Genomic DNA, 25,217 nt, shown 5'->3' with positions numbered 1-25,217 from the left:
ACGCCGTCAAGACCCGGGCACGGGAAGCGCGGGCTCCGCAACCGTTCCGTTATCCACCGAGGCAGGCCGCGGCCTCAGCCGCGGACCGTCACGGGCGGGACCCCGCCGGCGGCCGACAGGCCGGTTCACGTGCTTCTTCCTCGAGTATTTGACCTGCGAGTCAAATACTCCCTACGGTGGGACCATGGGCAGACCGAAGAGCTTCGAACCCGACGCGGTGGTCGCGCGGGCGATGGAGACGTTCTGGACCAAGGGCTACGCCGGTACGTCCCCTGCCGACCTCGCCGAGGCGACCGGCATCGCCAAGGGCAGCCTGTACCACTCCTTCGGTTCCAAGCGCGAGCTGTTCTCCAGGGCGCTGGACCTCTACGACCGGACCGCGGCCGAGGTGACCGAGGAGTTCCTCTCCCGGCCCGGCACCGCCAAGGAGCGCATCCGCGCGTACTTCGTGCTGCTCGTCGACATGGACCTGGACGGTCCGGCCCGTCGCGGGTGCCTGGCCCAGAACACGGTCTCAGAACTCGGCGGGCGGGACGAGGAGGCCACCCGCGCGGTGCTGCGCATGGAGGAGCGCATGATCGAGCTGTTCACCGCCCGCCTCCGGCAGGGGCAGCGGGACGGCGACATCGACCGGACGCTCGACGCCGGGGAGCAGGCGCTGTTCCTCCAGACCGCCCTCGCCGGCCTGCGCGTCATGGCCAAGACCTTCGACCGGCCGGTGCTGTACCGGATCATCGACACGGCCCTGGCGGGCCTCTGAGGCGCCGCCCCGCGGTGCGCCGCTTCGTGCGCCCTGATTTTTGACCTGCAGTTCAAGAACCCGTCATCCAGGAATGGGGAGAACCATGGAGCTCGGCATCAACGGCAGGACCGCTCTGGTCACCGGAGCGAGTCGCGGCATCGGCCTCGCGATCGCCCGGAACCTGGCTGCGGAGGGGGTCCGGGTGGTGGGTGCCGCCCGCACCGTCACCCCCGAGCTGGCGGAGGTGGCCGCCGCGACGGTGGCCGTCGACCTGAGCACCCGCGAGGGGGCGCGGTCGGTCGTCGACACGGCGCTCGCCGCGGTCGGCGGGATCGACTTCCTCGTCAACAACGTCGGTGCGGGCGACGCCGATTCGCTCTCCCTCGGCGGGTTCCTGGACACCGACGACGAACAGTGGCAGCGGATGTTCGACCTCAACCTGTTCAGCGCGGTGTGGACGACCAAGGCGGCGCTGCCGAGCATCCTGGAACGCGCGGGCGCGATCGTGAACATCTCCTCGATCAACGCCCGTATGCCGCAGGGCTCGCCGGTCGGCTACGGGGAGGCCAAGGCGGCGCTGACCCAGTTCGGGAAGCGGCTCAGCGAGGAGCTGGCGCCGCGCGGTGTCCGCGTGAACACCGTCACTCCGGGCGTCACCGCCAGTCCGCTCTGGACCGACCCGGCCGGCTTCGGCGGCAAGGTGGCCGCCGCCTCCGGGGTGGCCCACGGCGATCTGCTCGCGGCCCTGCCCGGAGAGTTCGGCATCGCCTCGGGCCGCCTCTCCGCACCCGAGGAGGTGGCGGACCTGGTCGCCTTCCTGCTGTCCGACCGCGCCGCCAACGTCCACGGTGCCGACTACGTCATCGACGGCGGCACGCTCAAGAGCGCCTGACCGGACGTCGGTTGCCGCGTTGCGTGAGAAGTCGGCCGGCCCGACTTCTCACGCGACCGCCGCCGCTCCCTCAGCGGCCGACCTCCCGCAGCCGGAAGTCCTCCACCGTCTCGCGGCGGATCAGCAGCCGCGCCCGGCCCTCCCGCACCGCCACCACCGCCGGACGGCCGACCAGGTTGTATCCCGAGGCCATCGACAGCTGGTACGCCCCCGCCGCCGGGACCGCCAGCAGGTCCCCCGGCCGCACGTCGGCGGGCAGGACGGCATCGCGCACCAGCACGTCGCCGGCCTCGCAGTGGCGGCCGACCACGTCCACCCGGGCCGCGCCCGCCTCCGAGCGGCGGCCCACCAGCCGCACCGCGTACGGCGATCCGTACAGCGCCGGGCGCGGGTTGTCGCTCATGCCGCCGTCCACCGCGACGAAGCAGCGGCCGTCCGCGCCGTGCTTGACCGACAGCACCCGGTAGACCGCCACCGCGGCCGGTCCGGCGATCGCGCGACCGGGCTCCACCAGCAGCCGCGGCACCTCCAGCCCCGCCTCGGCGCAGCGCACCGCCAGCCGGTCGGTCACCCGGACGGCGAACTCGGCGACGTCCAACTCCCCGTCCCCGGGCAGGTAGCGGATGCCGTGGCCGCCGCCGAGGTCCAACTCGGGCAGCTCCACGCCGTGCCGCTCGCGCACCTCGGCGAGCAGCCGCACCAGCGCGTCCACCGCCTGCAGGTAGGGCTCCACCTCGGTGATCTGCGATCCCAAGTGACAGTGCAGACCGCCGAGTTCGAGACCGGGCTGGTCGAGCACCCGGGCGATCGCGTCGGCCGCGTCGCCGCCCTCGACCGGAAAGCCGAATTTCTGCCCGCCGACGCCGGTGCGCACCGCCTTGTGGTGCCCGGCCGCGATCCCCGGCACGACCCGGACCAGCACCCTCTGCGGGGTGTCGGCGGCCACCAGCGCGGCCAGCCGGGCGATCTCCGCCGGACCGTCGATGACGATCCGTCCCACCCGCAGCCGACGGGCCAGCCGCAGCTCCTCCGGGGACTTGGCGTTGCCGTGCAGCAGGATCCGCCGCGCCGGGAAGCCCGCCGAGACCGCCAGCCACAGCTCGCCGGAGGAGCACACGTCCAGGCCCAGGCCCTCGTCGGCCACCCAGTCGGCCATCGCGCTGCACAGGAAGGCCTTGGCCGCGTACAGCACCTCGGCGTGCGGCAGCGCCCGCCGGTACTCCTGTGCGCGGGCCCGCACCTCGCCCTCGTCCAGCACGTACAGCGGGGTGCCGAACCGCTCGGCGGTCTCGGCCAGCCCGACCCCGCCGACCAGCAGGTCGGCTCCCCGGCCCGGCCGGGCCGAGGCCGGCCAGGGGCCGCCGAGCGCGTCGGCGAGGGTGTCGGCGGTCGGGGCGTCGGCGGCCGGGGCGTCGGCGGTGGGTGGGGCGGTGAGCCGGGTCATGGGAATGCTCCTCGGATCAGTCTTCGAACTGCATCGCGACGCGGCAGTGGGTGGGGCGGCTGCGGTCGTGCACGGGCGCGGGCTCGGAGGCCCGGGCGGGCGGTTGCGGGTCGACCGGACGATCGGGCAGGCGCACCACCCGACGTAGTGGCGGCTCGGCGGCAAGAGCGGTGTCGGTCATGGCGGAAGTCCCTTCGGTGGTCGGTCGCACCTCCAGTGGAGACCCTCCGCACACCGACCGCACCCGTCCTTGACGCAGGGCCTACGCCCCCGCCACCGACCTTGACGCTCCCCTGACGGGCCTCCGAGCGCGGCGTCAGGGAGCCGTCAAGGAAGCGGCGCCGCACGCCAAGCCGCCGTCAAGGCGCGCATGCCGTGTGAAGATCCGGTGCTTCGCTGTCCGGCGTTCCCCGTCGTTCCCCGAACCGCCGCCCCATCCGACCGGGCGGCCCGGAAGGTCCCCCGAGACGATGCGCCGTTCGGCCCTCACCACCCCGGACAACACCGGCACCGCCCGCAACCGGCGGAACCGGTTCCGCCGCCCGGAACCGACGCCCACCCACGCACCCGAACCACCGACGAGCCATCGCCCGACCGGCCCGGGAACCGGCCGCCGCCGGCTCATCACCCGCCGGCAGCTCGCCGAGGCGCTGCCCGCCGCCGTCCGCAAGCTGCACCCGCGCATGATGATGCGCAACCCGGTGATGCTGGTGGTCGAGACCGGCTCGGCGCTCACCACCATCAGCGCGGTGATCCACCCCGGGGTCTTCGCCTGGGTGATCTCCTTCTGGCTGTGGCTGACCGTGCTGTTCGCCAACCTCGCCGAGGCCGTCGCCGAAAGCCGCGGCAAGGCGCAGGCCGACTCGCTGCGCCGCGCGCAGGCGGGCACCACCGCCCGGCGGCTGCTGCACTGGCGGGTCGGCACCCGCGACCTGCGCCACGAGGTCATCCCCGCCGAGCAGTTGCTGCTGCACGACATCGTGCTGGTGTCGGCCGGTGAAGTGATCCCGCAGGACGGCGAGGTGGTCGAGGGCGTCGCCACCGTGGACGAGTCGGCGATCACCGGGGAGTCCGCGCCCGTCATCCGCGAGTCCGGCGGCGACCGCACCGGCGTCACCGGCGGCACGAAGGTCCTCTCCGACCACCTCGTCGTCCGGGTCACCTCCCGGCCCGGGCAGAGCTTCGTCGACCGGATGATCGCCCTGGTCGAGGGCGCCAACCGGCAGAAGACGCCGAACGAGATCGCGCTCACCATCCTGCTCGCCTCGCTGACCATCGTCTTCCTGCTCTCCGTCGTCTCCCTCCAGCCGATGGCGATCTACGCCAACGCGCCCCAGACCACCATCGTGCTGGTCGCGTTGATGGTCGCGCTGATCCCGACCACGATCGGCGCCCTGCTCTCCGCGATCGGCATCGCCGGGATGGACCGCCTCGTGCAGCGCAACGTGGTCGCCCTGTCCGGTCGCGCGGTGGAGGCCGCCGGGAACGTCGACGTGCTGCTGCTCGACAAGACCGGCACCATCACCCACGGCAGCCGCCGCGCCGTCGCCCTGCACCCACTGCCCGGCGCGACCACCGAACAGCTCGCCGAGGCGGCTCAGTTGGCCTCCGTCGCCGACGGCACACCGGAGGGACGCTCACTGGTCGATCTGACGAACCGTCAGTACTGGGTGCCGCCGCGCTCCCCCGGCGAACTCGGCGAGCAGCGGCCCGTCCCGTTCACCGCGCACAGCCGGATGAGCGGCGTCGACCTGCGCTGGCCCGACGGCACCACATGCCTCATCCGCAAGGGCGCCGCGAACGCCGTCGCCCGCTGGGTCGTCGACTCCGGCGGACGGCTCCCGATCGAGGCCAAGCCGCTCGTCGACCGCATCGCCGAGGCCGGCGGCACCCCCCTGCTGGTCGCCGTCCACGACCGACACGGCGCCCGCGCGCTCGGCGTCGTCGAGCTCAAGGACGTGGTGAAGGAGGGCATCGCCGAGCGCTTCGCCGAACTGCGCCGGATGGGCATCCGCACGGTCATGGTCACCGGCGACAACCCGCTGACCGCCAAGGCCATCGCCGAGGAGGCCGGGGTGGACGACTTCCTCGCCGAGGCCACCCCGGAGGACAAGCTCGCCCACCTGCGGCGCGAGCAGGCCGCCGGGAACATGGTCGCCATGACCGGCGACGGCACCAACGACGCCCCCGCCCTCGCCCAGGCCGACGTCGGCGTCGCCATGAACTCCGGCACCCCGGCCGCCAAGGAAGCCGGCAACATGGTCGACCTCGACTCCAACCCGACCAAGCTGATCGACATCATCCGGGTCGGCAAACAACTCCTCATCACCCGCGGCGCGTTGACCACGTTCTCGATCACCAACGACGTCGCCAAGTTCTTCGCGATCATCCCCGCGATGTTCGCGAACGCCTACCCCGGGCTGCACCACCTCAACATCATGGGCCTGCACAGCCCCACCTCGGCGATCGCCTCCGCGATCATCTTCAACGCGCTGATCATCGTCGCGCTGATCCCGCTCGCCCTGCGCGGCGTCCGCTACCAGCCCGCCTCCGCGACCGACCTGCTCCGCCGCAACCTGCGGGTCTACGGGCTGGGCGGGCTGGTGCTGCCGTTCCTCGGCATCAAGGCGATCGACCTGCTCATCCGGTTCGTGCCGGGACTGGGCTGAGAACCGGAGCCGGGCGCGCCTGCCAGGAGGGCGTCAAGATGCGTACGAGCGGCGTCATGGAGGTGTCAGCGCCCGTACAGAGGGGGCGGTTCCGGGGTTCACTGGAGTCATCGAGCCATCGGAGTCATCGGAAGCCGGGAGCACCGAACCGGAGAACCCCGGCGCGAGTCCGGAGAGCGTGAAGCCGGAGAGACGGAGGCGAACGGCCATGACCGGCCCCTCGACCGGGACCACCCCCCGCGTGATCGTCGGCCTGAGCGGTTCACTGAGCAGTCTGGCCGCCCTCTACCACGCCGTCGGCGAGGCGGCCCGGCACGCGGCGGTGCTGGTGCCCGTCGCCGCCTGGACCGCCGACGACCGAGACGCCCCGCGCCCGCTCTCCGAACTGGAGCACGCCGCCCGCCGCCGCCTCGACATCGCCTTCGAGCAGGCCTACGGCGGCTACCCGTCCGGGCTGGTCATCCGCCCGCTGGTGGTCCACGCCGACCCCGGGCCCGCCCTGGTCGGCGCCGTCACCGGCCCGGAGGACCTGCTCGTCCTCGGCACGTCCGCCCGCCGCGGCCTCGACCGCCTCCGACACGGCTCGGTCGCCCGACACTGCCGCCACCGGGCCGGGTGCCGCGTGGTCGAGGTCTCGCCCTCCGCGCTCCTCACCCGCCTGGAACTCCCCGCCCGCACCGGCGCACCCCTGCCGCTCCTGGCCCGCTGACGCTAGGACCTCTCGGCTTCCCCTACGGGCGGGGGCCTGCCGTAGGCCCGGATTCCACAACGTCGACAACGCTGTCGAAGTTGACATGCCGGAGCCATGCCGGCCGACCGTGCCCGAACCGTCGGCCAACCGGCGGGCCCCGAAGGCACTCTGACGGGACGTCAACTCGGATCCCGCGTTTCACCGCCAGGCCCGTCAAGGCGTGCCCAGGGCTGCCCGCCACCGTTGTACGGAAGGTGAATCGCCGCACCCGCCCGAAAGCCCCGGGCACTCTGCCGAGGAAGAGGTTTCGCATGACGACGTCCCGGCCCCGCCCCCGCCCCGGCGAAGCCGCGGTGCTGCTCACCGTGCTGAGCCTGCTCGTCCTGGAGGAGATCGCCCTGAGCATGGCCGAGGAGGACGACCGCCCCGTCATCGGCGGCATCCTGATCGGCGCCTCGGGCACCGGCCTGCTGGTCGTCGGCGCCGTACTCCTCACCCGCTGGCTGGACTCCCGCCGCCCGCTCCCCCTGCCCCCTGCCGGGCCCAACGGGCGCGAGTACAGCGCCCGCGCCCTCGAGGACTTCCCGATGGAGGCCGTCCGCCCGCTACTACTCGGCGAAAGGGCTCCCCAGCTGGGCCAGTTGTACTCCGCCTGGATGCTCGCCCAGGCCGGCCGCCCGGCCCCGTGGATCGCCCGCCGCCTCGGCATCCCCCGCCACGCCGCCCACCTCCTGGTCGACGCGGCGCGCGCCCCGAAGCTGCGTCAACACCGCTGATCGGGCGCCGAGTTCGCCTGCGCCACCAGGTACGGCACCAGCCCGCGCTCCGCCAAGGCCGACCGCCAGGCGTCCCGTGCCCGCACCAACTCGCCCGAGCCGTCCGCCTCCACATCGACCGGCTCCGACGACCGGGCCGCCGCGCCCAGCAGCCCCAACCCTCCGACCAGCAGGCTCGCGGCCGCCACCCCGGCGGCCACCCACCCGGCACCCACCAGCGCGTGCGCCAGGACGTCCGGGCCCCCGGAAAGGGCCAGCAGACAGCCCGTCAACAGGAAGATCACCGCCGCCGCCCCGGCGATGACCGGCACCACCACGCCCAGCACGCCCCACCAGCCCGAGGCCCGATCCCGCGCCGGAAGGGCCACCGGAAGCCGCGCCACCGCGTCCGCATCCGCCCGCAGCGCGGCGTAGCGCTCGTACTCCGGCGCCGCCGCGGCCAGCACGTACTCCGCGTTCTCCCGCGCCACCCGCCGCAGCCGCTCCACCCCGCGCGCGTCGGCCCCGCTCTCCCGGAGCGCCTCCCGCACCCGGGGCGCGGCGAGCGCGCGCCCGAGCTCCGTCTCGAAGACCGCCCGATCCTGCTGCGGCAGCCGAAGCGGCTTGTCCATGGTGCGTCCCCGTTCGCCGGTGGTGCAGTTCTACAGCACTGTAGAACACGGGGGCGCATCGTAGCAGCCCTGTTCACGGGCGGATCCACGCGCACGAGGGCCCGGCTGGCGAGCCGGGCCCGGCTGCTTCAGCTCGCGGGTGCGGGGGGTGTCGCGGTGACGAGGGTGACGCGCCTGGCGTCCGCCGCCGCGGGCGGGGTGGCGCCGATGTTGGAGACGGTGGCGGTGAGGACGGCGTCGGCGTCGGGGATCCAGTTGAAGGTCTTGGACTGGACGACGATCTGCCGTTGCTGCTGCGTGCCGTCGCAGATGACGTCGGCCTCCGCCGTCCGGCTGGAGCCGAAGGCGATCGAGGAGGAGTCCTGCGGGTCCTTCTGTTCGACCGAGACGTTGAGTGAGCGGGCCTCGGCCGCGATCGGGCAGAGGTAGCCGACGTCGACCTTGACCCTCCCCGGCAGTTTCGAGTCGATCTCGGCGTCACCGAGGGTGACGGCGGTGGTCGGCGCTGGGGCCGGGTCGGTGGCCATTGCGGACGCGGCGGGCGCGGCGAGGCCGGTGAGGGCCGCGGTGACGGCCGTCAGGATGATCCACCGTTGCACTGCAACCTCCGTGAACCGAGGACGTGTTGCGGCCGACGCTAACCGCCCGGCCGGACCGCCGCGCGCCGAGGCGGTCCGACCGTCATACCAACAGCCCAGCGCCCCGCGGGCAGCTCACCGCCGTCGGAGCCAGACCGCCCAGGTCAGCACCGAGCAGAGCACATACGCCCCCAGGAACCCCAGGTACGCCGCGTCCCCGTTGTGGCTGGCGAGGAAGGACTGCCGGAACGCCAGGTTCACCAGCACCCCGCCGAAGGCCCCGATCGCCCCGGCGAGCCCGATCAGCGCGGCGGAGCGGCGGCGGGAGTCGGCCTCGGCGGCCGCCGGGTCGGCGCCGGCCGCGACCGCCTTGCGGGCGACGCCCTGGTAGTGCGCCGGGATCATCTTGTACGTCGAGCCGTTGCCGATGCCGCTGAGGACGAACAGCGCGATGAATCCGGACAGGAACAGTGGCAGCGAACCCGCCCGCGAGGCGGCCAGCACGACCGCCGTCCCGGCGCCCATCGCGAGGAAGGTGCACAGCGTGACGACCGCCCCGCCGTACCGGTCCGCGAGCCGCCCTCCGACCGGTCGCAGCAGCGAGCCGAGGAGCGGTCCGAGGAAGGTCAGCGCGGCCGCCTTGACCGGGGTGTCGAAGCGCTCGTGGAACTGCACCTGCAGCACCTGTCCGAAGGCGAAGCCGAAGCCGATGAAGGAGCCGAACGTCCCGATGTACAGCGTCGAGACGGCCCAGCCGTACGGATCGCGGGCGACTTCGCGCAGCGACCGCCCCTCACCGGAGGACCCGACCCCCTCGCCGGAAGGCCCGGACGCGGACACCGCCAGGTTGTCCATCCGCCACCACGCCCCGGCCGCCGCGAGCACGATCAGCGGCAGGTAGAGCAGCGGCAGCAGCCGGGGGTGGGCCGCACCGGCGGTGGCCAGCACGAGCAGCCCGAGCAGCTGGACGGCGGGGACGCCGAGGTTGCCGCCGCCCGCGTTGATCCCGAGCGCCCAGCCCTTGAGCCGGTGGGGGTAGAAGGCGTTGATGTTGGCCATCGAGGAGGCGAAGTTGCCGCCGCCGACGCCCGCCACGCAGGCGACCGCCAGCAGCGTCCCGTACGAGACCCCGGGTTCGAGCACGAGGGCGGCGAGCGTGGTGGGCAGGAGCAGCAACAGGGCGCTGATCACGGTCCAGTTGCGCCCGCCGAAGCGGGCGACGGCGAAGGTGTACGGCAGTCGCAGCAGGGCGCCGAGCGCGGTCGGGAGGGCGGTGAGGGTGAACTTGCCCGCGGTGTCGATGTGGTACTGGGGCCCGAGGAAGAGGACGAGCACCGACCACAGGCTCCACACCGAGAAGCCGATGTGCTCGGAGAGCACGGAGAACACCAGGTTGCGGCGGGCGATCCGGGCGCCGGTGCGCTCCCAGAACTCCTCGTCCTCCGGGTCCCATCCGGCGAGCGGGGCGGGCTTTCTCGCGTCGAGGAGGGTGGTCACTCCGCACCTCCCGGGGCGGCCACCCGCACCGGCCAGCGCCGCAGCACGGCGGGGGCGCCGTCGGGGGCGGTGTCCTCGTCCAGGCAGCGCCCGTCGGTGAGGTCGTAGACCTGCTTGTACATCGGCGAGATGAGGGTCGGCCGGTCGCCGCGGCTGCCGAGCAGGCCCCGGGAGAGGACCGGGGCGCCGCTGAACGGGTCCAGGTTGTCGACGGCGTAGAGCGTCCCGGCGCGGTCGCGGAAGAGCGCGACCTGTTCGGTGCCGGGGAGCAGTACCGCGACGCCGCGGCCGGGCTGCAGGTCGGTGAGGGCGCAGACGGTCTGCCAGCGCGTCCCGTCGTGGATCTGTACGGTCACGGGGTGAGCACCTCCAGTCGGGCCCCGGCGACGAGCACCGGGGAGTCGAGGGTGTGGCCGGCCTCGCCGGGGCGGGCGGGGCGGATCTGGCCGCGTTCGGGGACGAAGGTCACGGCGGGGTCGGGGGTGCCGGGGGCGTTGACGAAGGAGGCGAAGCGCCGCATCCGGTCGGGGTCGGCCAGGGTCTCGGCCCATTCGTCCCGGTAGCCGCTGATGTGACGCTCCATCAGTTCGTCCAGCTCGGCCGCGATGCCGAGCGAGTCGTCCAGGACGACGGCCCGCAGGTGGTCCAGGCCGCCCTCCAGCCGCTCCAGCCAGACCGAGGTGCGCTCCAGCCGGTCGGCGGTGCGGATGTAGAACATCAGGTAGCGGTCGATGGTGCGGATGAGCGTCTCCCGGTCCACGTCCGCCACCAGCAGGTCGGCGTGTCGCGGTGTCATGCCGCCGTTGCCGCCGACGTAGAGGTTCCAGCCGGCCGAGGTGGCGATGATGCCGAAGTCCTTGCTCTGCGCCTCCGCGCATTCGCGGGCGCAGCCGGAGACGGCGGCCTTGAGCTTGTGCGGGGAGCGCAACCCGCGGTAGCGCAGCTCGAGTTCGATGGCCAGGGTGGTGGAGTCCTGGACGCCGAAGCGGCACCAGGTCTCGCCGACGCAGGACTTCACGGTGCGCAGCGACTTGCCGTAGGCGTGTCCGGACTCGAAGCCGGCGTCCACCAACCTGCGCCAGATGACGGGCAGTTGGTCGACGGTGGCGCCGAACATGTCGATCCGCTGACCGCCGGTGATCTTGGTGTAGAGGCCGTGGTCGCGGGCGATCTCGCCGATCGTGATCAGGCCCTCGGGGGTGATCTCGCCGCCGGGCACCCGGGGCACGACCGAGTAGGAGCCGTTGCGCTGCAGGTTGGCGAGGAAGTGGTCGTTGGAGTCCTGCAATGCGCCCTGCTCGCCGTCCAGGATGTGGCCGTTGCCGAGGCTGGCGAGGATGGAGGCGACGGTCGGCTTGCAGACCTCGCAGCCCTCGCCGCCGCTGCCGTGCCTGGCGAGCAGTTCGGAGAAGCTCGCCAGCCCGGTGACCCGGACGATCTCGTACAGCTCGGCGCGGGTGTGGGCGAAGTGCTCGCACAGGCCCGTGCCGGTGCTGACCCCGGCGGCCTCCAGCTCCTCGGTGACGACGGTGCCGAGCTGCTTGAGGCAGCTGCCGCAGCCGGTGCCGGCCCGGGTGCACTTCTTGACCGCGGCGACGCTGTCGGCTCCCTGGTCGCGGACGGCGGCGCGCACCGCGCCCTGGGTGACGTTGTGGCAGGAGCAGAGCACCGCGTCGTCGGGCAGCGCGACCGGTCCGGCGGAGGCGAACCCGGCGGGCAGGACGAGCTGTTCGGGGGCGACGGTGAGCGGCTTGCCGGCGACGGCGAGCGGGCGCAGGGTGCCGTAGCCCTCGGTGTCGCCGACCAGGACGCCACCGAGCAGCGCGCCGTCGGCGCCGATGACGAGCTTGCGGTAGACGCCGCTGCGGCTGTCGCTGTAGAGCACGTCGAGCGCTCCCTCGGCGGTGCCGTGCGGGTCGCCGAAGCTGGCGACGTCCACGCCGAGCAGCTTGAGCTTGGTGGAGGTGTCGGCGCCGACGAAGCCCTCGCCGGTGGGACCGGTGCCCTCGCCGGTGGGACCGGTGCCCTCGCCGGTGGGACCGGTGCCCTCGCCGGTGGGACCGGTGCCCTCGCCGGTGGGGCCTTCGGCGGTCAGGACGGCCACCGTGCGCGCCGCCGTCTCGGCCATCTGGTAGCCGGGGGCGACCAGGCCGTAGACCCGGCCGTCGACGGCCTGGGCGCACTCGCCGATGGCGAGGATCGCCGGGTCCTCCGTACGGCAGTGGGCGTCGACCACCACGCCGCCGCGCTGTCCGACCGGCAGTCCGCAGTCCCGGGCGAGCTGGTCGCGGGCGCGCACGCCGGCCGAGAACACCACGAGGTCGGCGGGCAGTTCGCGTCCGTCGGAGAGGGCGAGGCCGCGGACCGTGCCGTCCGGTCCGGTGAGGACGCCGCTGGCGCCGGCGCTGGTGTGGACGGTGACACCGAGGTCCTCGATCTTGCGGCGAAGCGCCGCGCCGCCGCCGTCGTCGACCTGGACGGCCATCAGCCGGGGCGCGAACTCCACGACGTGGGTGTCCAGTCCGCCGGCCCGCAGCGCACCGGCCGCCTCCAGGCCGAGCAGGCCGCCGCCGACGACCACGCCCGTCCGGGCCGCCACGGCCCCGGCGCGGATCGCGTCGACGTCCTCGATGGTCCGGTAGACGTGGCAGCCGGGCGCGTCCGTCCCGGGCACCGGCGGCACGAAGGGCACCGATCCGGTGGCCAACACCAGCACGTCGTAGCGGACTCGGGAGCCGGACCGGGTGGTGACGGTCCGCCCGGACCGGTCGATCGCGGTGGCCGGGTCGCCCAGGCGCAGGTCGATGCCGTGCTCGGCGAGGAAGCCGGACGGGCAGAGCCCGAGGTCCTCGGCGGTGCTCCCGGAGAACAGCGCGCTCAGGTGCACCCGGTCGTAGGCGGGCCGGGGCTCCTCGGCGAGCACGGTGACCCGCCAGCCGCGCGCGGCCGGCTGCTCGGTCCAGGCCTCCAGGAAGCGCTGGCCGACCATGCCGTGGCCGACCAGGACGAGGTCCCGCGTGCTGCGGTGGTCAGTGGTCAACGCATGTCTCCAGTCATCGCAGTTTCTTGGGTGAGCAGGTGCAGGGGGTGGCCGGCGAGTTCGCCGCCGTCGGCGAAGGCGCCGGCCAGCGCGTCCACGGTGGCCAGGTCGCCGAGCAGGATGGCGCCGACCAGGCGGTCGCCGCGCAGGACGAGCTTCTTGTAGCTGCCGCGGGTGGCGTCGGTGAGCCGCAGGACGTCGAGGCCCGGGTCGAGGCTCTCGTCCACGGTGCCGAAGGCCGCGTACTCCAGGCCGCCGGTGCTGAGCCGGGCCCGCGGGCTGGTGCCGGGGTAGCGGGCGTCCGGCTCGGCGCCGGAGAGCCGACGGGCGAGGACGTCGGCCTGCTCCCAGGCGGGGCCGGCCAGTCCGTGGACGGTGCCGCGGTGTTCGGCGCAGTCACCGATCGCGGACACGTGCGGGGCGACGGCCAGCCGGTCGTCCACCAGGATCCCGGTGTCGACCGGCAGGCCGGCGGTGTGGGCGAGCGCGGTGCGCGGACGGGTGCCGCAGGCGAGGACCACCAGGTCGCAGTCCAGCCGGTGGCCGTTGGCCAGCTCCACGGCGCCGACCTTCTCGCCGCCGTGCACGGCCCGGGCGCGGTTGCCGGTGTAGCAGTCGACGCCGAGCGCCTGGAGCTGCTCACGCAGCACCGAGGCCGCCTCCGGATCGAGCTGACGCTCGATCAGATGCGGTGCCTGGTGGACGATTTCGGTGCGCACCCCGAGCGCGGCCAGCGCCCGGGCGGCACTCACGCCGAGCACCCCGCCGCCGATCACCACGGCCCGCTTGGCGCCGACGGCCTCCTCGGCGAGCCGGGCGCAGTCCTCCAGGGTGCGCAGGGTGTGCACGCCCTCGGCCAGCCCGTGGCCGTCGGCGCGGCGCAGTCCGCGGACGGGCGGCAGCACCGGGTTGGCGCCGGTGGCGAGGACGAGTTCGTCCCACGCCTCGACGCTGCCGTCCGCGAGCCGCAGCGTCCGGTCCCGCGGATCGAGTGCGACGACCTCGCAGCCGGGCCGGGCGCTCGCCCCGCCGAGCGGCAGCGCGATCGACTCCGCGTCGTAGCGCCCGGTGAGCACCTCGGCGAGCAGCACCCGGTTGTACGGCGCGCGGGGCTCGGCGCCGTACACGGTGACCGTGCCGGGCCCGCCGAGCGCCCCGTACCGTTCGGCGAAGCGGGCGGCCGCCATGCCGCCCCCGACCACGGCGATTCTGGGGGTCATGACGCCACCTCCTGCTGGGCGCGCTCCACCCGGACGGCGCAGAGTTTGAACTCCGGCATCCGCGACACCGGGTCGAGCGCCGGGTTGGTGAGGCTGTTGGCCCGGCCGGCGCCGGCCCAGTGGAAGGGCATGAAGACGGTGTCCGGCCGGATCGCCCCGGTGATCCGCGCCGGGGCGACGGCCCGACCGCGCCGACTGGTGACCGCCACCGGCTCGCCGTCCGCGATCCCCAGCCGTTCGGCGAGCCGCGGGTGCAGTTCGACGTACGGGCCGGGCGCGGCCGCGTTGAGCTCGGCGACCCGGCGGGTCTGCGCGCCGCTCTGGTACTGGGAGAGCACCCGGCCGGTGGTCAGGTACAGCGGGTACGCCTCGTCCGGCTCCTCGCCGCCCGGGCGATGGGTGACGGCGGCGAAGCGGGCCCGGCCGTCCGGGGTGGCGAAGCGGTCCAGGAACAGCCGGGGCGTGCCGGGGTGGTCCTCGGACGGGCAGGGCCAGAACACCCCGTCCTCGGCGGCGATCCGGGCGTAGCTGACGCCCGCGTAGTCGGCGTCGCCGCCGGCCGAGGCGCGCCGCAGCTCGTCGAAGGCCCGCTCGGGCTCGACCGGGAAGCCGTCGGCCGGGAAGCCCTCCGGCACCCCGAGCCGGGCGGCCAGTTCGCGCAGCACCCACAGCTCGCTGCGGACGCCCTCCGGAGGGTCGAGGGCGCGGCGGCGCAGGATCACCCGGCCCTCCAGGTTGGTGGTGGTGCCGTCCTCCTCGGCCCACTGGGTGACCGGCAGCACCACGTCCGCGAGCCGGGCCGTCTCGGAGAGCACCAGGTCGGCGACGACCAGCAGGTCCAGTGCGCGCAGCCGCTCGGTGACGTGCCCGGCGTTCGGCGCGGACACCGCCGGGTTGGAGCCGGCCAACAGCAGCGCCCGGATGCCGTCGGGGCGGCCGAGGTCGTCCAGCAGCTCGTAGGCGGACTTGCCCGGGCCCGGGATGCTCTCGGCCGGCACGCCCCAGACGGCGGCGACGTGCTGACGTGCCGTCTGGTCCTCGATCGATCGGTAGCCGGGCAGCTGGTCGGCCTTCTGCCCGTGCTCGCGCCCGCCCTGGCCGTTGCCCTGGCCGGTCAGGCAGCCGTAGCCGCTGTGGCGGCGGCCGGCCTTGCCGGTGGCCAGGCAGAGGTCGATCCAGGCGCCGACGGTGTCGGTGCCCTTGCTCTGCTGCTCCGGGCCGCGTGCGGTGAGCACCATGCCGGTCTCCGCCTCGCCGAACATCCGCGCTGCCTCGCGGAGTCGATGGGCCGGGACGCCCGCGATCCGCTCCACCCGGTCCGGCCAGTGGGCCATCGCCGACTCCCGGGCCCGCTCGAAGCCGGTGGTGCGCTCGGCGACGAACTCCTCGTCCACCAGGCCGTCCGCGATGACCAGGTGGAGCAGGCCGAGGGCCAGTGCCAGGTCCCCACCGGGTCGGGGCTGCAGGTGCAGGTCGGCCAGTTCGGCGGTGCGGGTGCGGCGCGGGTCGACCACGATCAACCTGCCGCCGTTCTCCCGCAGTTCGCGGAAGTAGCGGACGGCGGGCGGCATGGTCTCGGCCGGGTTGCCGCCGACCAGGATCAGGCAGCCGGTGTGCGGGATGTCCTCCAGCGGGAACGGCAGCCCGCGGTCCAGGCCGAAGGCCCGACGGTGCGCGGCCGCCGCCGAGGACATGCAGAACCGGCCGTTGTAGTCGATGTGGGCGGTGCCCAGCACCACCCGCGCGAACTTGCCCAGCAGGTAGGCCTTCTCGTTGGTCAGCCCGCCGCCGCCGAACACGCCCACCGCGTCCGGGCCGTGCTCGGCCCGCGTCCGGGCCAGCCCGGCGGCCACCCGGTCCAGCGCCTCCGGCCAGCCGGCCGCGCGCAGCGGCCCGCCCGGCCGGTCCCGCAGCAGCGGGCCGGTCAGCCGGACGTCCCGGGCCAGCAGCGCGGGCGCCGAGCGGCCCTTGCCGCACAGCGCGCCGCGGTTCACCGGGAAGTCCGGACGCTCCAGGACCTCGACCGGCAGCGCCGTACCCACTCGGTCCGCGCCGGTGCCTGGGGCCGTCCCGGTGCCGCCGGCCGTCCCGGAGCCGGAAACCGTACCGGAGCCGGAAGCCGTACCGGAGCCGGAGCCGGAAACCGTGCCGGTGCCGGCCGCCGTACCGACCGACAGCCGCATGCCGCACTGCAGCGAGCAGTACGGGCAGTGCGTGTCGGTGGCGGCCGCGGTGGCGGGGGCGGCGGCGTTCGGGCTGGTCAACGTCATGCCGAGAAAGGTGGCCGTCCGCTGTTTCGCGACCGGGTCGTGAATGTTGCGGGCGCGGTACGCCTCCCTCACGGCGCCCGGGGGCCGGGGTGCACGGCCGGACATCTGCCGTAACCGGAAGGGCACTTGCGCTTACCGCCAGGTGACGGTCGGGCAATGCCCCCGTAACACGCGCGCCCCAGGCTGGCGCGCATGGCAACCCTCACCCAGCCCGGACCGCTCACCGGCTTCACCGTCGGGGTCACCGCCGCCCGCCGCCGCGAGGAACTCACCGCCCTGCTGAGCCGGCGCGGTGCCCAGGTGGTCGAGGCGCCGGTGCTGCGCATCCTGCCGCTCGCCGACGACCTCGCCCTGCGCGAGGCCACCGACCGCTGCCTGTCCGCCCCGCTCGACTACGTGGTCGCCACCACCGGGGTCGGCTGGCGCGGCTGGATGAGCGCCGCCGAGGGCTGGGGCCGGGGCGCCGCGCTCGCCGAGGCCTGCCGCGGCGCGGTGGTGCTCAGCCGCGGCCCCAAGGCCACCGGCGCGGTCCGGGCCAGCGGGCTGAACGAGGGCTACTCCCCCGGCACCGAAGCCACCGACGAGCTGCTCACCTGGCTGCTCGCCCGCCCCCTGGCCGGGTGCCGGATCGCCGTCCAGGAGCACGGGGTGCGGCTGGACGCCTTCGCGGCGGCACTGCGCGAGCGCGGCGCCGAGGTGATCTCCGTCCCGGTCTACCGCTGGGCGCCCCCGGAGGACCCGGGCGCGGTGCGAAGACTCCTCGACCAGACCGTCCGGCGCCAGCTGCACGCCCTCACCTTCACCAGCGCCCCCGCGATCACCGCGCTGCTCGCCGCCGCCGAGGCCGAGGGGCTGTACGAGGCGCTGGTCGACGCCCTGCGCGAGGACGTCCTGCCGGTGTGCGTGGGGACGCTGTGCGCCCGCCCGCTCACCGACCTCGGCCTGCCCGCGGTCCACCCCGAACGCGGCCGGCTCGGCTCGCTGGTCCGGCTGCTCGCGGACGTCCTGCCCGGCCGCGCCCGGCGTGAAGTCCCGCTCGCCGGGCAGGTGTTGACCCTCCAGGGGAACGCCGCGATGGTCGACGGCGAGAGCCACTGGCTCAGCCCGCGCGGCGCCGCCGTCCTGCGCGCCCTCGCCGAACACCCCGGCCGGGTCCTCAGCCGCGCCGAACTCCTGCGCACCGCCTGGCCGGACGCCGCCGCCGACGAACACGCCGTCGAGGCCGCCGTCGCCCGACTGCGCGCCGCCCTCGGGCCGCACGCCACGCTGATCCGCACCGTCCCCAAGCGCGGCTACCGACTGGCGGCACTCTGATGCTGCTCGCCGTGGCCCACGGCAGCCGAGACCCGGCCGCCCTCACCTCGACCCGCAAGCTCCTGCGCCTGGTTCGCTCCCTCCGGCCCGAACTGACCGTCCGGTGCTGCTTCCTGGACCTCGCCGAGCCCTCCCTGCCCCAGGCCCTCGCCCGACTCGCCGACCGGCAACCGGTCCTGGTCCCCCTCCTCCTCGGCACCGGCTACCACGTACGGGTCGACATCCCCGCCGCCCTCACCGCCGCCGGCCTCCCCCACGCCCGCCTCGCCCCCGCGCTCGGCCCGCACCCCCTGCTCGCCGAAGCCCTCGCCGACCGCCTCGCCGAAAGCGGCGCCCCGGCCCACGCCCCCGTGGTCCTCGCCGGAGCCGGCTCCTCGGATCCCACGGCCCTCGCCGACACCGAGCGCATGGCCCACCTCCTCGCCACCCGCCTCGGCCGCCCCGTCACCCCCGCCCACCTCTCCGCTGCCACCCCCACCCCCCACGAGGCGGTGGCCGCCCTCCAGGCCGCCGGCCACCCCCGGGTCGCCCTCGCCGCCCACCTCCTCTCCCCCGGCTTCTTCGCCCGCCGCGCCGCCACCACCGCCGCCCACTGGACCACCGCCCCACTGGGCGCCCACCCCGCCGTGGCGCGCCTGATCCTCCGCCGCTACGACGAGGCACGCACGGCCTCAGCCCTGCCCGTCGCCGCCTGACCCGCCCCCGATGAACGCCAGCAGCCGCTCATTGACCAGCCCGGGCTGCTCCAAGTTCAGCCCGTGCCCCGCCCGTTCGAGGATCTCCGCCCGCACCCCCGGAATCAGCGCCGTCACCCGCTCGACCACCTTCCCCGGCCGGAGCAACGCGCTGCGCCTGCCCACCAACACCAGCACCGGCAGTGCGATCGACCCCAACTCCTCGTCCGTGAACGGCCGAGCCGGCGGCCGGGAGCCCGGCTTGTAGCTGCGCACGGCGAGCATCAGCGGCGCGATCATCTCGCGCGGCGCGCCGAGCGCCGGATTCGCCAGCAGCCGCCCGACCGCCGGACGCAGCCGCCTCGGGGCGAGCATCCCGAACAGGCCGCCGACCATGTGCGCGTAGAACCGCGCGGGCACCTTCTCGATCCCGCCCGGGTCCAGCGGCGCGACCGAGGCGAGCCGCTCGGGCCGGTGGATCGCCTGGTTGAGCGCGAGCCAGCCCCCGTACGAGACCCCGACCAGGTGCACCCGCTCCAGCCCCAGCCCGGCGAGCACCTCCCCCAGCCAGGCCGCGTTCTCCGCCGAGCCCGCCGCGACGGCGCGCTGCACGCTGCGCCCGGGGTCGTCCAGGGTGTCGATCGCGTACAGCGGGTGGTGCTCGCCCAGCGCCGCGATCTGCGGGTACCAGTTGGACGGATGCCCGGCGTGGCCGTGCAGCAGCACCACCGGCTCTCCGCCGTCCGGTCCGTAGCGGTGGACGTGGACGGTGCCGTAGCTCGTCTCGACGTCGAGCTCCCGACGCGGGCTCGGCCACAGCTCCATCGCCCGGTCGTACGCCTCAAGGAACTTCGCCCGAGCCGACTCGCTGACGAAGTGTCCGACGCTGGTCCTGGTCACGATACCTCCCCGGTTTGATGGTATGGTTGTACCACAAAAACATTCGAAGGGAACCGATGCCGAAGCTGGTGGATCACGAGGAGCGACGGGCCCACATCATCGACGCCCTGCTCCGCTCGGCGGCGAGCACCGGCCTGCACTCCGTCACCATGCGGTCCGTGGCGATCGAGGCGGACGTCTCGGTACGGCTGGTGCAGTACTACTTCGACACCAAGGAGAAGCTGCTCCTCGCCGCCATGGCCCGCCTGACCACCCGCATGGGCGAGCGCGTCCGGCAGCGCGTACGCGCGACCGGCGCCACCGCCGACCCCCGCGGCATCATCGAGGCGGTGCTGCTCGAAGCCGTCCCCACCGACGAGGAGAGCCGCGCCTTCCACCTCATCCACACCGAGTACGCCGTACTCGCCGTCACCGACCCCGCCCTCGCCGACCCGTCCTTCCTCGCGGCCCCCGACGAGATGGAGGCCTTCCTGGTCGCCCAGCTGGAGGCCGCCCAGCAGGCCGGACACGCCGACCCCCGCCTGGACCCCCGCCAGGAAGCCGTCGTCCTCCTCGCCGTCTCCGCGGGCCTCGGCCTGAGCGTCCTGCTCGACCAGCGCGCGCCCGAGGAGGCGACCGCCGTCCTGCGCTACCACCTCGGCCGCGTCTTCCCCGGCCGCGGGTGACGGGGCCGAACCGCCCCGTCGGATGGCGGGTCTTGACCGCGCCGCCGGGCGTCACCCGGATCGACCGGACCGGAGCCGCCCGATCGCACCCGGAGCACGACCGCATGCGGAGGGCCCGCCGCGCGGGGTGCGCGGCGGGCCCGGGTCGGTGCGGGTGTGGCGGGCTCAGGACGCGGCGAGCCAGGCGGCCGGGCCGCCGACCTGGGTCCAGTCGGTGCCGCCCTGCCACTGGAAGACGCCGCCACGGTCGGGGCTGAGGCCGAAGACGTGCCCGGCGCCGTCGACGGTGAACTCGGCGCCGGGGCCACCGATCCTCGACCAGTTGCCGGGAGAACCGCCGTAGCGCCACACGTCCCCAGTCCCGGGATTGGTGGCGAGCAGCGTGCCACCGCCCCCGGCGACGATGCTGCCGGCCGGGCCGCCGATCTGGATCCAGTCGGTGCCGCCCTGCCACTGGAAGACGCCGCCACGGTCGGGGCTGAGGCCATACACCCGCCCCGCGTCGTCGACGGCGAACTGGGCGCCGGGGCCGCCGATCCTCGACCAGTTGCCAGGAGAACCGCCGTAGCGCCACACGTCCCCGGTCCCGGGGTTGGTGGCGAGCAGGGTGCCGCCGCCCCCGGCGACGATGCTGCCGGCCGGGCCGCCGATCTGGATCCAGTCGGTGCCGCCCTGCCACTTGAACACACCGCTGCCGTCCGGACTGAGCCCGAAGACGTGGCCGCCGCCGTCCACGGCGAACTGCCTTCCCGGCCCGCCGATCCTCGACCAGTTGCCGGGGCTCCAGTTGTAGGCGTACAGGTCCCCGGTGGTCGGGTTGGTGGCGACCAGCCCGCCCCCGCCGGAGACGATGGTGGCGGCCGGGCCGCCGACCTGGGTCCAGGTGGCACCGTTCCAGTTGAAGACGCCGCCGCGATCGGGGGAGAGCGCGAACAGGATGGTCGAAACCGCGATCGGAACGCCCGGCCGCGGGATGGACGCAGCCGCGCCCACCGGCGCGAGTGCGACGGCGGACGTCGTGGCCGCCCCAGCCGGGACCGCCGCCAACGGGGCGGCTCCCAGCGCGAGCGCCAGGCCGGCGAGGAGGAGCTTGCGGGTCGTGGCACGAAGGTGCATCGCTTCCAACCTTCTGATGGCGTGGGAGTGCGAATGGCGCGTGCTGTTGATCCGAACTGCCATTGATCAGCATGGACATGCAGAACCTAATCTTGCCCGCAACTCCACGACCTGTCTTACGACGAACTGCGGATTGCCTGCCCCATCCCGGGTGCGCTACAAGCCCTCCGGGCCGCTGGCAGCCCACCCGCCGTCGCCAGTCGTCGCGTTCCCCTGCACCCGCTCCCGTCCACTCGTTAACGTGAGAACCAGATCCGCACTCGAGCATGGGGAGGGCATGAGGTGAGCGGGTACATCTCGGAGCCGGAGCGGCTCCCGGTGGCAGCGGGCAAGTTGGATGAGGGAGCGGACAAGCTCTCGCAGGCGGACACCGGCTTCGGCGAGTCGGCAGCAGCCGCGACCCGCCACAGCGAATGGGCCATCGGCGCATCCCTTGGCACGTGCACCGGCAGCTGGTCCAAGGAGACCGGCAAGGTCACCTATGCGATGCGCAAGCTCGCCGAGGGCCTTCGCGTGACCGCGGCCAACTACTACCGGCAGGAAGCCGCCGTCGCGGAGCAACTCCGCAGCGCTGCCGCCCTATTGGATGGCAGCAGCTGATGCCGTCCGTCTACGACGAGAGTCCGGACGGCCGCCGCAAGGTATCCGAACCCGATCACGAGCGTCGCTTCGCGAAACCGGTCACCCTGCAACAGATCCGGTCCTGCGATCCGGAGGCCTTTCACCGGGCAGCGGAAGAATGGGACAAGGTCGGGACCGCCCTGGGCTCTGCACGCTACCTCGCCGTCGACGTCCTCTCCACGCTCCAGGAAGGCTGGAGTGGCGACGCCGCGGAACTGGGACGCCGGGCGCTCTCGACCCTGCTCGACGAAATGTCCATCGCCGAGCAGGAGATGGAGGCTGCACGGCTCACACTGGTGAATTCCGCTGCGGGTCTGGCCCTCGCCCGCCGCTGGGTCGCCGAAGCGGACGACCTTGCTCGTGCGAACGGCCTCGCCATCAAGAGCGACGGTGACATCGACTTCCCCGCCTGGCTGAGCACCAGCAACGATCCGGAGAGCGAGGGTGAGTCCCGTCGGCTGGCCACGGTTGCCGGGGACATCCGCAACCTGTTGAAAGCAGCCACGAAGTACGCTTCCGACGTCAGCAACACTGCCGGGCACGAGCTCGATCGCATCAACGACGCGGTGGAGTACCGCCACCTCGACGGGTGGACGAAGCGGGTCGTGGGTGAGGATCTGGCCGGCGCACGCGATCTGCCGAAGGTCTTCGGTGGCGAGGGCGGGGTGCTGCTGCCGCCCGATCCGTACGACCGGGGCTCGGGCGACTACAACACGGAGAGCCCGACCGACCGGGACCGCCGGCTGGCGGCCACACTGGGAGCCGGAGCCGCCGCACTGCCGTTCACGGCCGGGGACACCCATGCCAGCGCCAACATGGCGCACTACCTCTCCGGCACCGGCGAGCCGCTGAAGCTGGACGTCGAGGACATGCTGAAGGACATCCCCGATTTCCAGGAGAGTGTGGCCACCACGCTGGACGGCAACATCCCCGGCTGGGAGGCCGAGGCCCTGGCGGAGTACCGGCGCACCGGCAAACCGGTCGCACTGGTTCAGCAAACCGGCTGGCAACCCATGTCCGCGACGCCCGAGAGCAGCAAGGACTGGTTCTACGCGGTCGGTTCCTTCCACTACAACACCGAAGCGAAGATCGAGGTCAAGCCGGTCTCGCCCGGCGCACCGCCGGAGGTGACCGTCACCTACAAGACACACGTCCGCGACCGGTACAACTGGGACTTCAAGAACGACGACCCCAATAAGCAGAAGGGAACCAACGTGCCGGGCCTGGGGTACGTGTCGGACGGGGAGCTCCAGCGGCTTCACCGCACCGGGCTGGCCCGGGAGTTCGACATGGGGGGCGCCAGCGATGCCAGGACCAGGAAGCTCTGAGATGACGGTCGGGGATTCCGGTGGCAGGCCTTGGGCACGTTGGCTCCTGGGCACTTTTCTCGCGCTCTGTGTGCTGATCACCGTGGGATGCGTCTGGTGGGGCGTAGCCGGGTTCCTCCGGACCCGCAACCCGCCTGAGACCGAGGCGTTCCGAGCGGAGCGGCTGGCCGGCATGCAGGTCAGGAAGGACGCGGGAATCGGGCGGTACTACATCCCGGCGGACGCCGTGCTGTCCCGGACCGCCGACGGGGCGCCGGTCGCCTATCTGCACTACGGGATCGCCGGCGGCGATTACGTCAACCTCGACGACTTCCTCGACACCTACAGCCTGCCGAAGGCCGGCTCCCGCGCGCCGCTGCCGGAGGACCTCCGGGCCGCGCTGCCGGGCGATGAGCCGACCGAGGGCGTGCTGCTGCCGGAGGGGCGGGCCGGGCGCCAGATCTTCGTGGTGCAGCGGGCCTCCGGCACGTTCACACCGGGCGCGGCGGACATCTACGTCCGGGCCACCGGCACCTGAGGGGGTCCGTCGCACCTGCCGGCGCGACGGACCCTCGGAACCGACGCGTCACCGGTACCCGGCGGCCACCCGCTCCCGGCCGTCCTCGTCCTGGTCCTCGTCCTGGGCGTTGTCGGCCCAGCCGTCGCTGCGGTCGCGGTAGAGGGTGAAGCGGTCGTACAGGACCGGCGTCGGGTAGGGGGCGGCGGCGGTGGCCGGGACGGAGTGGTAGTAGCTGACGGTGATGGTGGTGCGGCCGCCCGGGAGCAGGCCCGGGTCGACGTCGAACACCGCGACGCCGTACGGGAAGCGGGTGTCCGGGTCGATGACCGCCGACCAGTGGGCCTTCTCCTTGGCGTCCGGGTCGGCCTTGAAGGTGAGCCGCTGGGTGCGGACGCTCGCCTCGCGGACGCCGTCCGCGTCGGCGGGCAGGTAGACGTCGTCGTGCCCGGCGGTGCCGCCGCCGCCGAGGATGAGGTGGACGGTGCCCTGCGAGGTGTCGATCTGCCGCAGGTCGTCGTCGGCGACGGCCGGGGTGAGCAGGCCGCCCGGTTCGGTGCCGCGCACCGGGTGGGTGCGCTCGTAGTCGTGGTCGTGGCCGGCCAGGACGAGGTCGACGGAGTAGCGGTCGAGCAGCGGCAGCAGCTTCTCCCGGATGCCCATGTCGCCGCCGTGGCTGGCAGCCGAGGAGGACATCGCGAACTGGTGCAGGTAGACCACGATCCAGTCCACCGAGCGACCGCCCCGGGCGTGCGACAACAGCCGCTCGAGCCAGCGCAGTTGGGCGCCCTCGCTGTAGTCGCTGATGTAGATGGACTGCCCGGTGGCCGGGTCGATGCTGGCGTCGTCCTCGACGGCGATCTCGTTGCCGTCCAGGCTCACGAAGAGCACCGAACCGACCTGGAAGCCGTACCAGTTGCCGCAGTGGTCGCGGGTGCCGTTGTCCGGCAGCTCGAAGCGGGTCAGGTAGGAGGCGTAGCCGAGCTCGCCGCCGCCGGCCTCGACCTCGTGGTTGCCGGGCGTGGGCATCCACGGGCGGTTGGCGGCCGAGGTGCCCAGGTTGTTCATGAACGCGTTCCAGGCCTGCGGCTGGAGCTGCGGGTTGTTGTTGGCGTACGCGAGGTCGCCGTTGAGCAGGTGGAACAGCGGGGCGAACTGCTCCACCTGCCGGACGGCGGCCGCGCCGTGGATCGAGGACTTCTTGAACACGTTGTCGCCGGTGCCGAGGTCGCCGAAGCTGGTGAACCGGAACGCGGCCCGGCCGCGCGCGGGCGCGGTGCGGAAGGTGCCGCGCACCGGCTGGGCGCCGTCGTGCAGCACCTCGTAGACGTAGGTGGTGTCGGGGCCGCAGGCCGGTCAGGCGGGCGTGGTGGGTGAAGGTCTCGACCTTGTTGAGCCCGTCCACGTAGCTGCGGCTGCGCGCGTCCACGCTGCGTCCGGCGCCTTCGCGCGGGGTGCCGATCCGCACCCGGGGGCAGCTCACCGGGGCGGCCGTCGCCCAGGAGACCGTCATCTCGCGGGACGGCTCGTCGCCCCACTGGAGGTGGATCTGCTCCGGGCCGGGGGTGCCGGCCACCGCCGGCTGGGTCCACAGCAGGGTGGACGCGGGCAGCGCCGCGAGCGCGCCCACCGCCGTACCCGTCCGAAGGACCGTTCTACGCGAGGGATTCGCC

At 73.7% G+C, this 25,217-nt stretch carries 23 protein-coding genes and 1 pseudogene; 11 read left to right on the top strand and 13 right to left on the bottom strand.

Annotation, left to right across the window (positions count from 1 at the left end; translation table 11 throughout):
* Nucleotides 1-184: 184 nt before the first annotated feature.
* Complete coding sequence (locus ACZ3TI_RS12360; RefSeq protein ID WP_465726143.1) at nt 185-760, top strand: TetR/AcrR family transcriptional regulator; 576 nt, start codon at nt 185-187, stop codon at nt 758-760.
* Nucleotides 761-845: 85 nt separating this feature from the next.
* Complete coding sequence (locus ACZ3TI_RS12355) at nt 846-1,634, top strand: SDR family oxidoreductase (protein WP_465726142.1); 789 nt, start codon at nt 846-848, stop codon at nt 1,632-1,634.
* A gap of 70 nt (nt 1,635-1,704) precedes the next feature.
* Here the strand turns inward: ACZ3TI_RS12355 and lysA are convergent, their stop codons facing one another.
* Nucleotides 1,705-3,078: a diaminopimelate decarboxylase gene (gene lysA, locus ACZ3TI_RS12350; RefSeq protein WP_465726141.1), complete on the bottom strand. Its 1,374-nt coding sequence runs from the start codon at nt 3,076-3,078 to the stop codon at nt 1,705-1,707.
* Between the two features lie 16 nt (nt 3,079-3,094).
* Nucleotides 3,095-3,259 (bottom strand): hypothetical protein, encoded by a 165-nt coding sequence (locus ACZ3TI_RS12345; RefSeq protein ID WP_465726140.1) that lies wholly within the window; start codon nt 3,257-3,259, stop codon nt 3,095-3,097.
* A 289-nt stretch (nt 3,260-3,548) separates the two neighbouring features.
* On the opposite strand from ACZ3TI_RS12345, the gene kdpB reads away from it, so the two are divergent.
* From kdpB to ACZ3TI_RS12330, 3 genes are all read left to right on the top strand, one after another.
* Nucleotides 3,549-5,747, top strand: coding sequence for a potassium-transporting ATPase subunit KdpB (gene kdpB, locus ACZ3TI_RS12340; RefSeq protein WP_465726139.1), 2,199 nt, complete (start codon nt 3,549-3,551; stop codon nt 5,745-5,747).
* Between the two features lie 208 nt (nt 5,748-5,955).
* On the top strand, nt 5,956-6,456 hold the full coding sequence (locus tag ACZ3TI_RS12335; RefSeq protein ID WP_465726138.1) for a universal stress protein: 501 nt from the start codon (nt 5,956-5,958) through the stop codon (nt 6,454-6,456).
* A gap of 293 nt (nt 6,457-6,749) precedes the next feature.
* Nucleotides 6,750-7,214, top strand: coding sequence for a hypothetical protein (locus ACZ3TI_RS12330; protein WP_465726137.1), 465 nt, complete (start codon nt 6,750-6,752; stop codon nt 7,212-7,214).
* Here ACZ3TI_RS12330 and ACZ3TI_RS12325 read toward each other — a convergent pair.
* The 7 genes from ACZ3TI_RS12325 to ACZ3TI_RS12295 all read right to left on the bottom strand — a co-directional run bounded on the left by ACZ3TI_RS12325 (nt 7,202) and on the right by ACZ3TI_RS12295 (nt 16,430).
* A complete protein-coding gene (locus ACZ3TI_RS12325) occupies nt 7,202-7,825 on the bottom strand; it encodes a hypothetical protein (RefSeq protein WP_465726136.1) in 624 nt (207 codons plus the stop codon). The genes ACZ3TI_RS12330 and ACZ3TI_RS12325 overlap by 13 nt on opposite strands.
* 128 nt (nt 7,826-7,953) lie before the next feature.
* Complete coding sequence (locus ACZ3TI_RS12320) at nt 7,954-8,424, bottom strand: hypothetical protein (protein WP_465726135.1); 471 nt, start codon at nt 8,422-8,424, stop codon at nt 7,954-7,956.
* 114 nt (nt 8,425-8,538) lie between these two features.
* Nucleotides 8,539-9,900: a nitrate/nitrite transporter gene (locus ACZ3TI_RS12315; RefSeq protein WP_465726134.1), complete on the bottom strand. Its 1,362-nt coding sequence runs from the start codon at nt 9,898-9,900 to the stop codon at nt 8,539-8,541.
* Nucleotides 9,897-10,256: a nitrite reductase small subunit NirD gene (nirD, locus tag ACZ3TI_RS12310; RefSeq protein ID WP_465726133.1), complete on the bottom strand. Its 360-nt coding sequence runs from the start codon at nt 10,254-10,256 to the stop codon at nt 9,897-9,899. The genes ACZ3TI_RS12315 and nirD overlap by 4 nt, the downstream gene beginning before the upstream one ends.
* Entirely contained in the window at nt 10,253-12,889 is a 2,637-nt protein-coding gene (gene nirB, locus ACZ3TI_RS12305; RefSeq protein WP_465726343.1) for a nitrite reductase large subunit NirB, read from the bottom strand. Before nirB ends, nirD begins: the two co-directional genes overlap by 4 nt.
* 47 nt (nt 12,890-12,936) lie before the next feature.
* Nucleotides 12,937-14,160, bottom strand: a complete 1,224-nt coding sequence (locus tag ACZ3TI_RS12300) for an NAD(P)/FAD-dependent oxidoreductase (protein ID WP_465726132.1) — start codon at nt 14,158-14,160, stop codon at nt 12,937-12,939.
* Nucleotides 14,157-16,430, bottom strand: coding sequence for a molybdopterin oxidoreductase family protein (locus ACZ3TI_RS12295; RefSeq protein ID WP_465726131.1), 2,274 nt, complete (start codon nt 16,428-16,430; stop codon nt 14,157-14,159). Before ACZ3TI_RS12295 ends, ACZ3TI_RS12300 begins: the two co-directional genes overlap by 4 nt.
* Nucleotides 16,431-16,622: 192 nt before the next feature.
* Between ACZ3TI_RS12295 and ACZ3TI_RS12290 the strand changes: the two genes are divergently transcribed.
* Nucleotides 16,623-17,744, top strand: coding sequence for a uroporphyrinogen-III synthase (locus ACZ3TI_RS12290; RefSeq protein WP_465726130.1), 1,122 nt, complete (start codon nt 16,623-16,625; stop codon nt 17,742-17,744).
* The gene (locus tag ACZ3TI_RS12285) at nt 17,744-18,439 is read left to right on the top strand and encodes a sirohydrochlorin chelatase (protein WP_465726129.1); all 696 of its coding nucleotides are present in this window, start codon (nt 17,744-17,746) and stop codon (nt 18,437-18,439) included. The genes ACZ3TI_RS12290 and ACZ3TI_RS12285 overlap by 1 nt, the downstream gene beginning before the upstream one ends.
* On the opposite strand, the gene ACZ3TI_RS12280 is transcribed toward ACZ3TI_RS12285, so the two are convergent.
* Nucleotides 18,416-19,318, bottom strand: coding sequence for an alpha/beta fold hydrolase (locus ACZ3TI_RS12280; protein ID WP_465726128.1), 903 nt, complete (start codon nt 19,316-19,318; stop codon nt 18,416-18,418). The two genes, ACZ3TI_RS12285 and ACZ3TI_RS12280, sit on opposite strands and share 24 nt — an antisense overlap.
* A 56-nt stretch (nt 19,319-19,374) precedes the next feature.
* Here ACZ3TI_RS12280 and ACZ3TI_RS12275 point away from each other — a divergent pair, with 56 nt between their 5' ends.
* A complete protein-coding gene (locus ACZ3TI_RS12275; RefSeq protein WP_465726127.1) occupies nt 19,375-19,983 on the top strand; it encodes a TetR/AcrR family transcriptional regulator in 609 nt (202 codons plus the stop codon).
* A 165-nt stretch (nt 19,984-20,148) separates the two neighbouring features.
* Here ACZ3TI_RS12275 and ACZ3TI_RS12270 read toward each other — a convergent pair whose 3' ends face one another.
* On the bottom strand, nt 20,149-21,099 hold the full coding sequence (locus ACZ3TI_RS12270; RefSeq protein ID WP_465726126.1) for a hypothetical protein: 951 nt from the start codon (nt 21,097-21,099) through the stop codon (nt 20,149-20,151).
* 282 nt (nt 21,100-21,381) lie between these two features.
* Between ACZ3TI_RS12270 and ACZ3TI_RS12265 the strand changes: the two genes are divergently transcribed.
* From ACZ3TI_RS12265 to ACZ3TI_RS12255, 3 genes are all read left to right on the top strand, one after another.
* Nucleotides 21,382-21,699, top strand: a complete 318-nt coding sequence (locus ACZ3TI_RS12265) for a hypothetical protein (protein WP_465726125.1) — start codon at nt 21,382-21,384, stop codon at nt 21,697-21,699.
* A complete protein-coding gene (locus tag ACZ3TI_RS12260; RefSeq protein ID WP_465726124.1) occupies nt 21,699-23,048 on the top strand; it encodes a hypothetical protein in 1,350 nt (449 codons plus the stop codon). The genes ACZ3TI_RS12265 and ACZ3TI_RS12260 overlap by 1 nt, the downstream gene beginning before the upstream one ends.
* A 172-nt stretch (nt 23,049-23,220) precedes the next feature.
* Nucleotides 23,221-23,565: a hypothetical protein gene (locus tag ACZ3TI_RS12255; RefSeq protein WP_465726123.1), complete on the top strand. Its 345-nt coding sequence runs from the start codon at nt 23,221-23,223 to the stop codon at nt 23,563-23,565.
* A gap of 48 nt (nt 23,566-23,613) precedes the next feature.
* Here the strand turns inward: ACZ3TI_RS12255 and ACZ3TI_RS12250 are convergent, their stop codons facing one another.
* Nucleotides 23,614-24,864, bottom strand: coding sequence for a metallophosphoesterase (locus ACZ3TI_RS12250; protein WP_465726122.1), 1,251 nt, complete (start codon nt 24,862-24,864; stop codon nt 23,614-23,616).
* A 31-nt stretch (nt 24,865-24,895) separates the two neighbouring features.
* A pseudogene (locus tag ACZ3TI_RS12245) lies at nt 24,896-25,120 on the bottom strand (fibronectin type III domain-containing protein); the annotation flags it as partial.
* Between the last annotated feature and the right edge of the window lie 97 nt (nt 25,121-25,217).

The organism is Kitasatospora sp. NPDC023120 (genome assembly GCF_055560835.1).
This window is presented reverse-complemented; position numbering and strand designations above follow the sequence as displayed.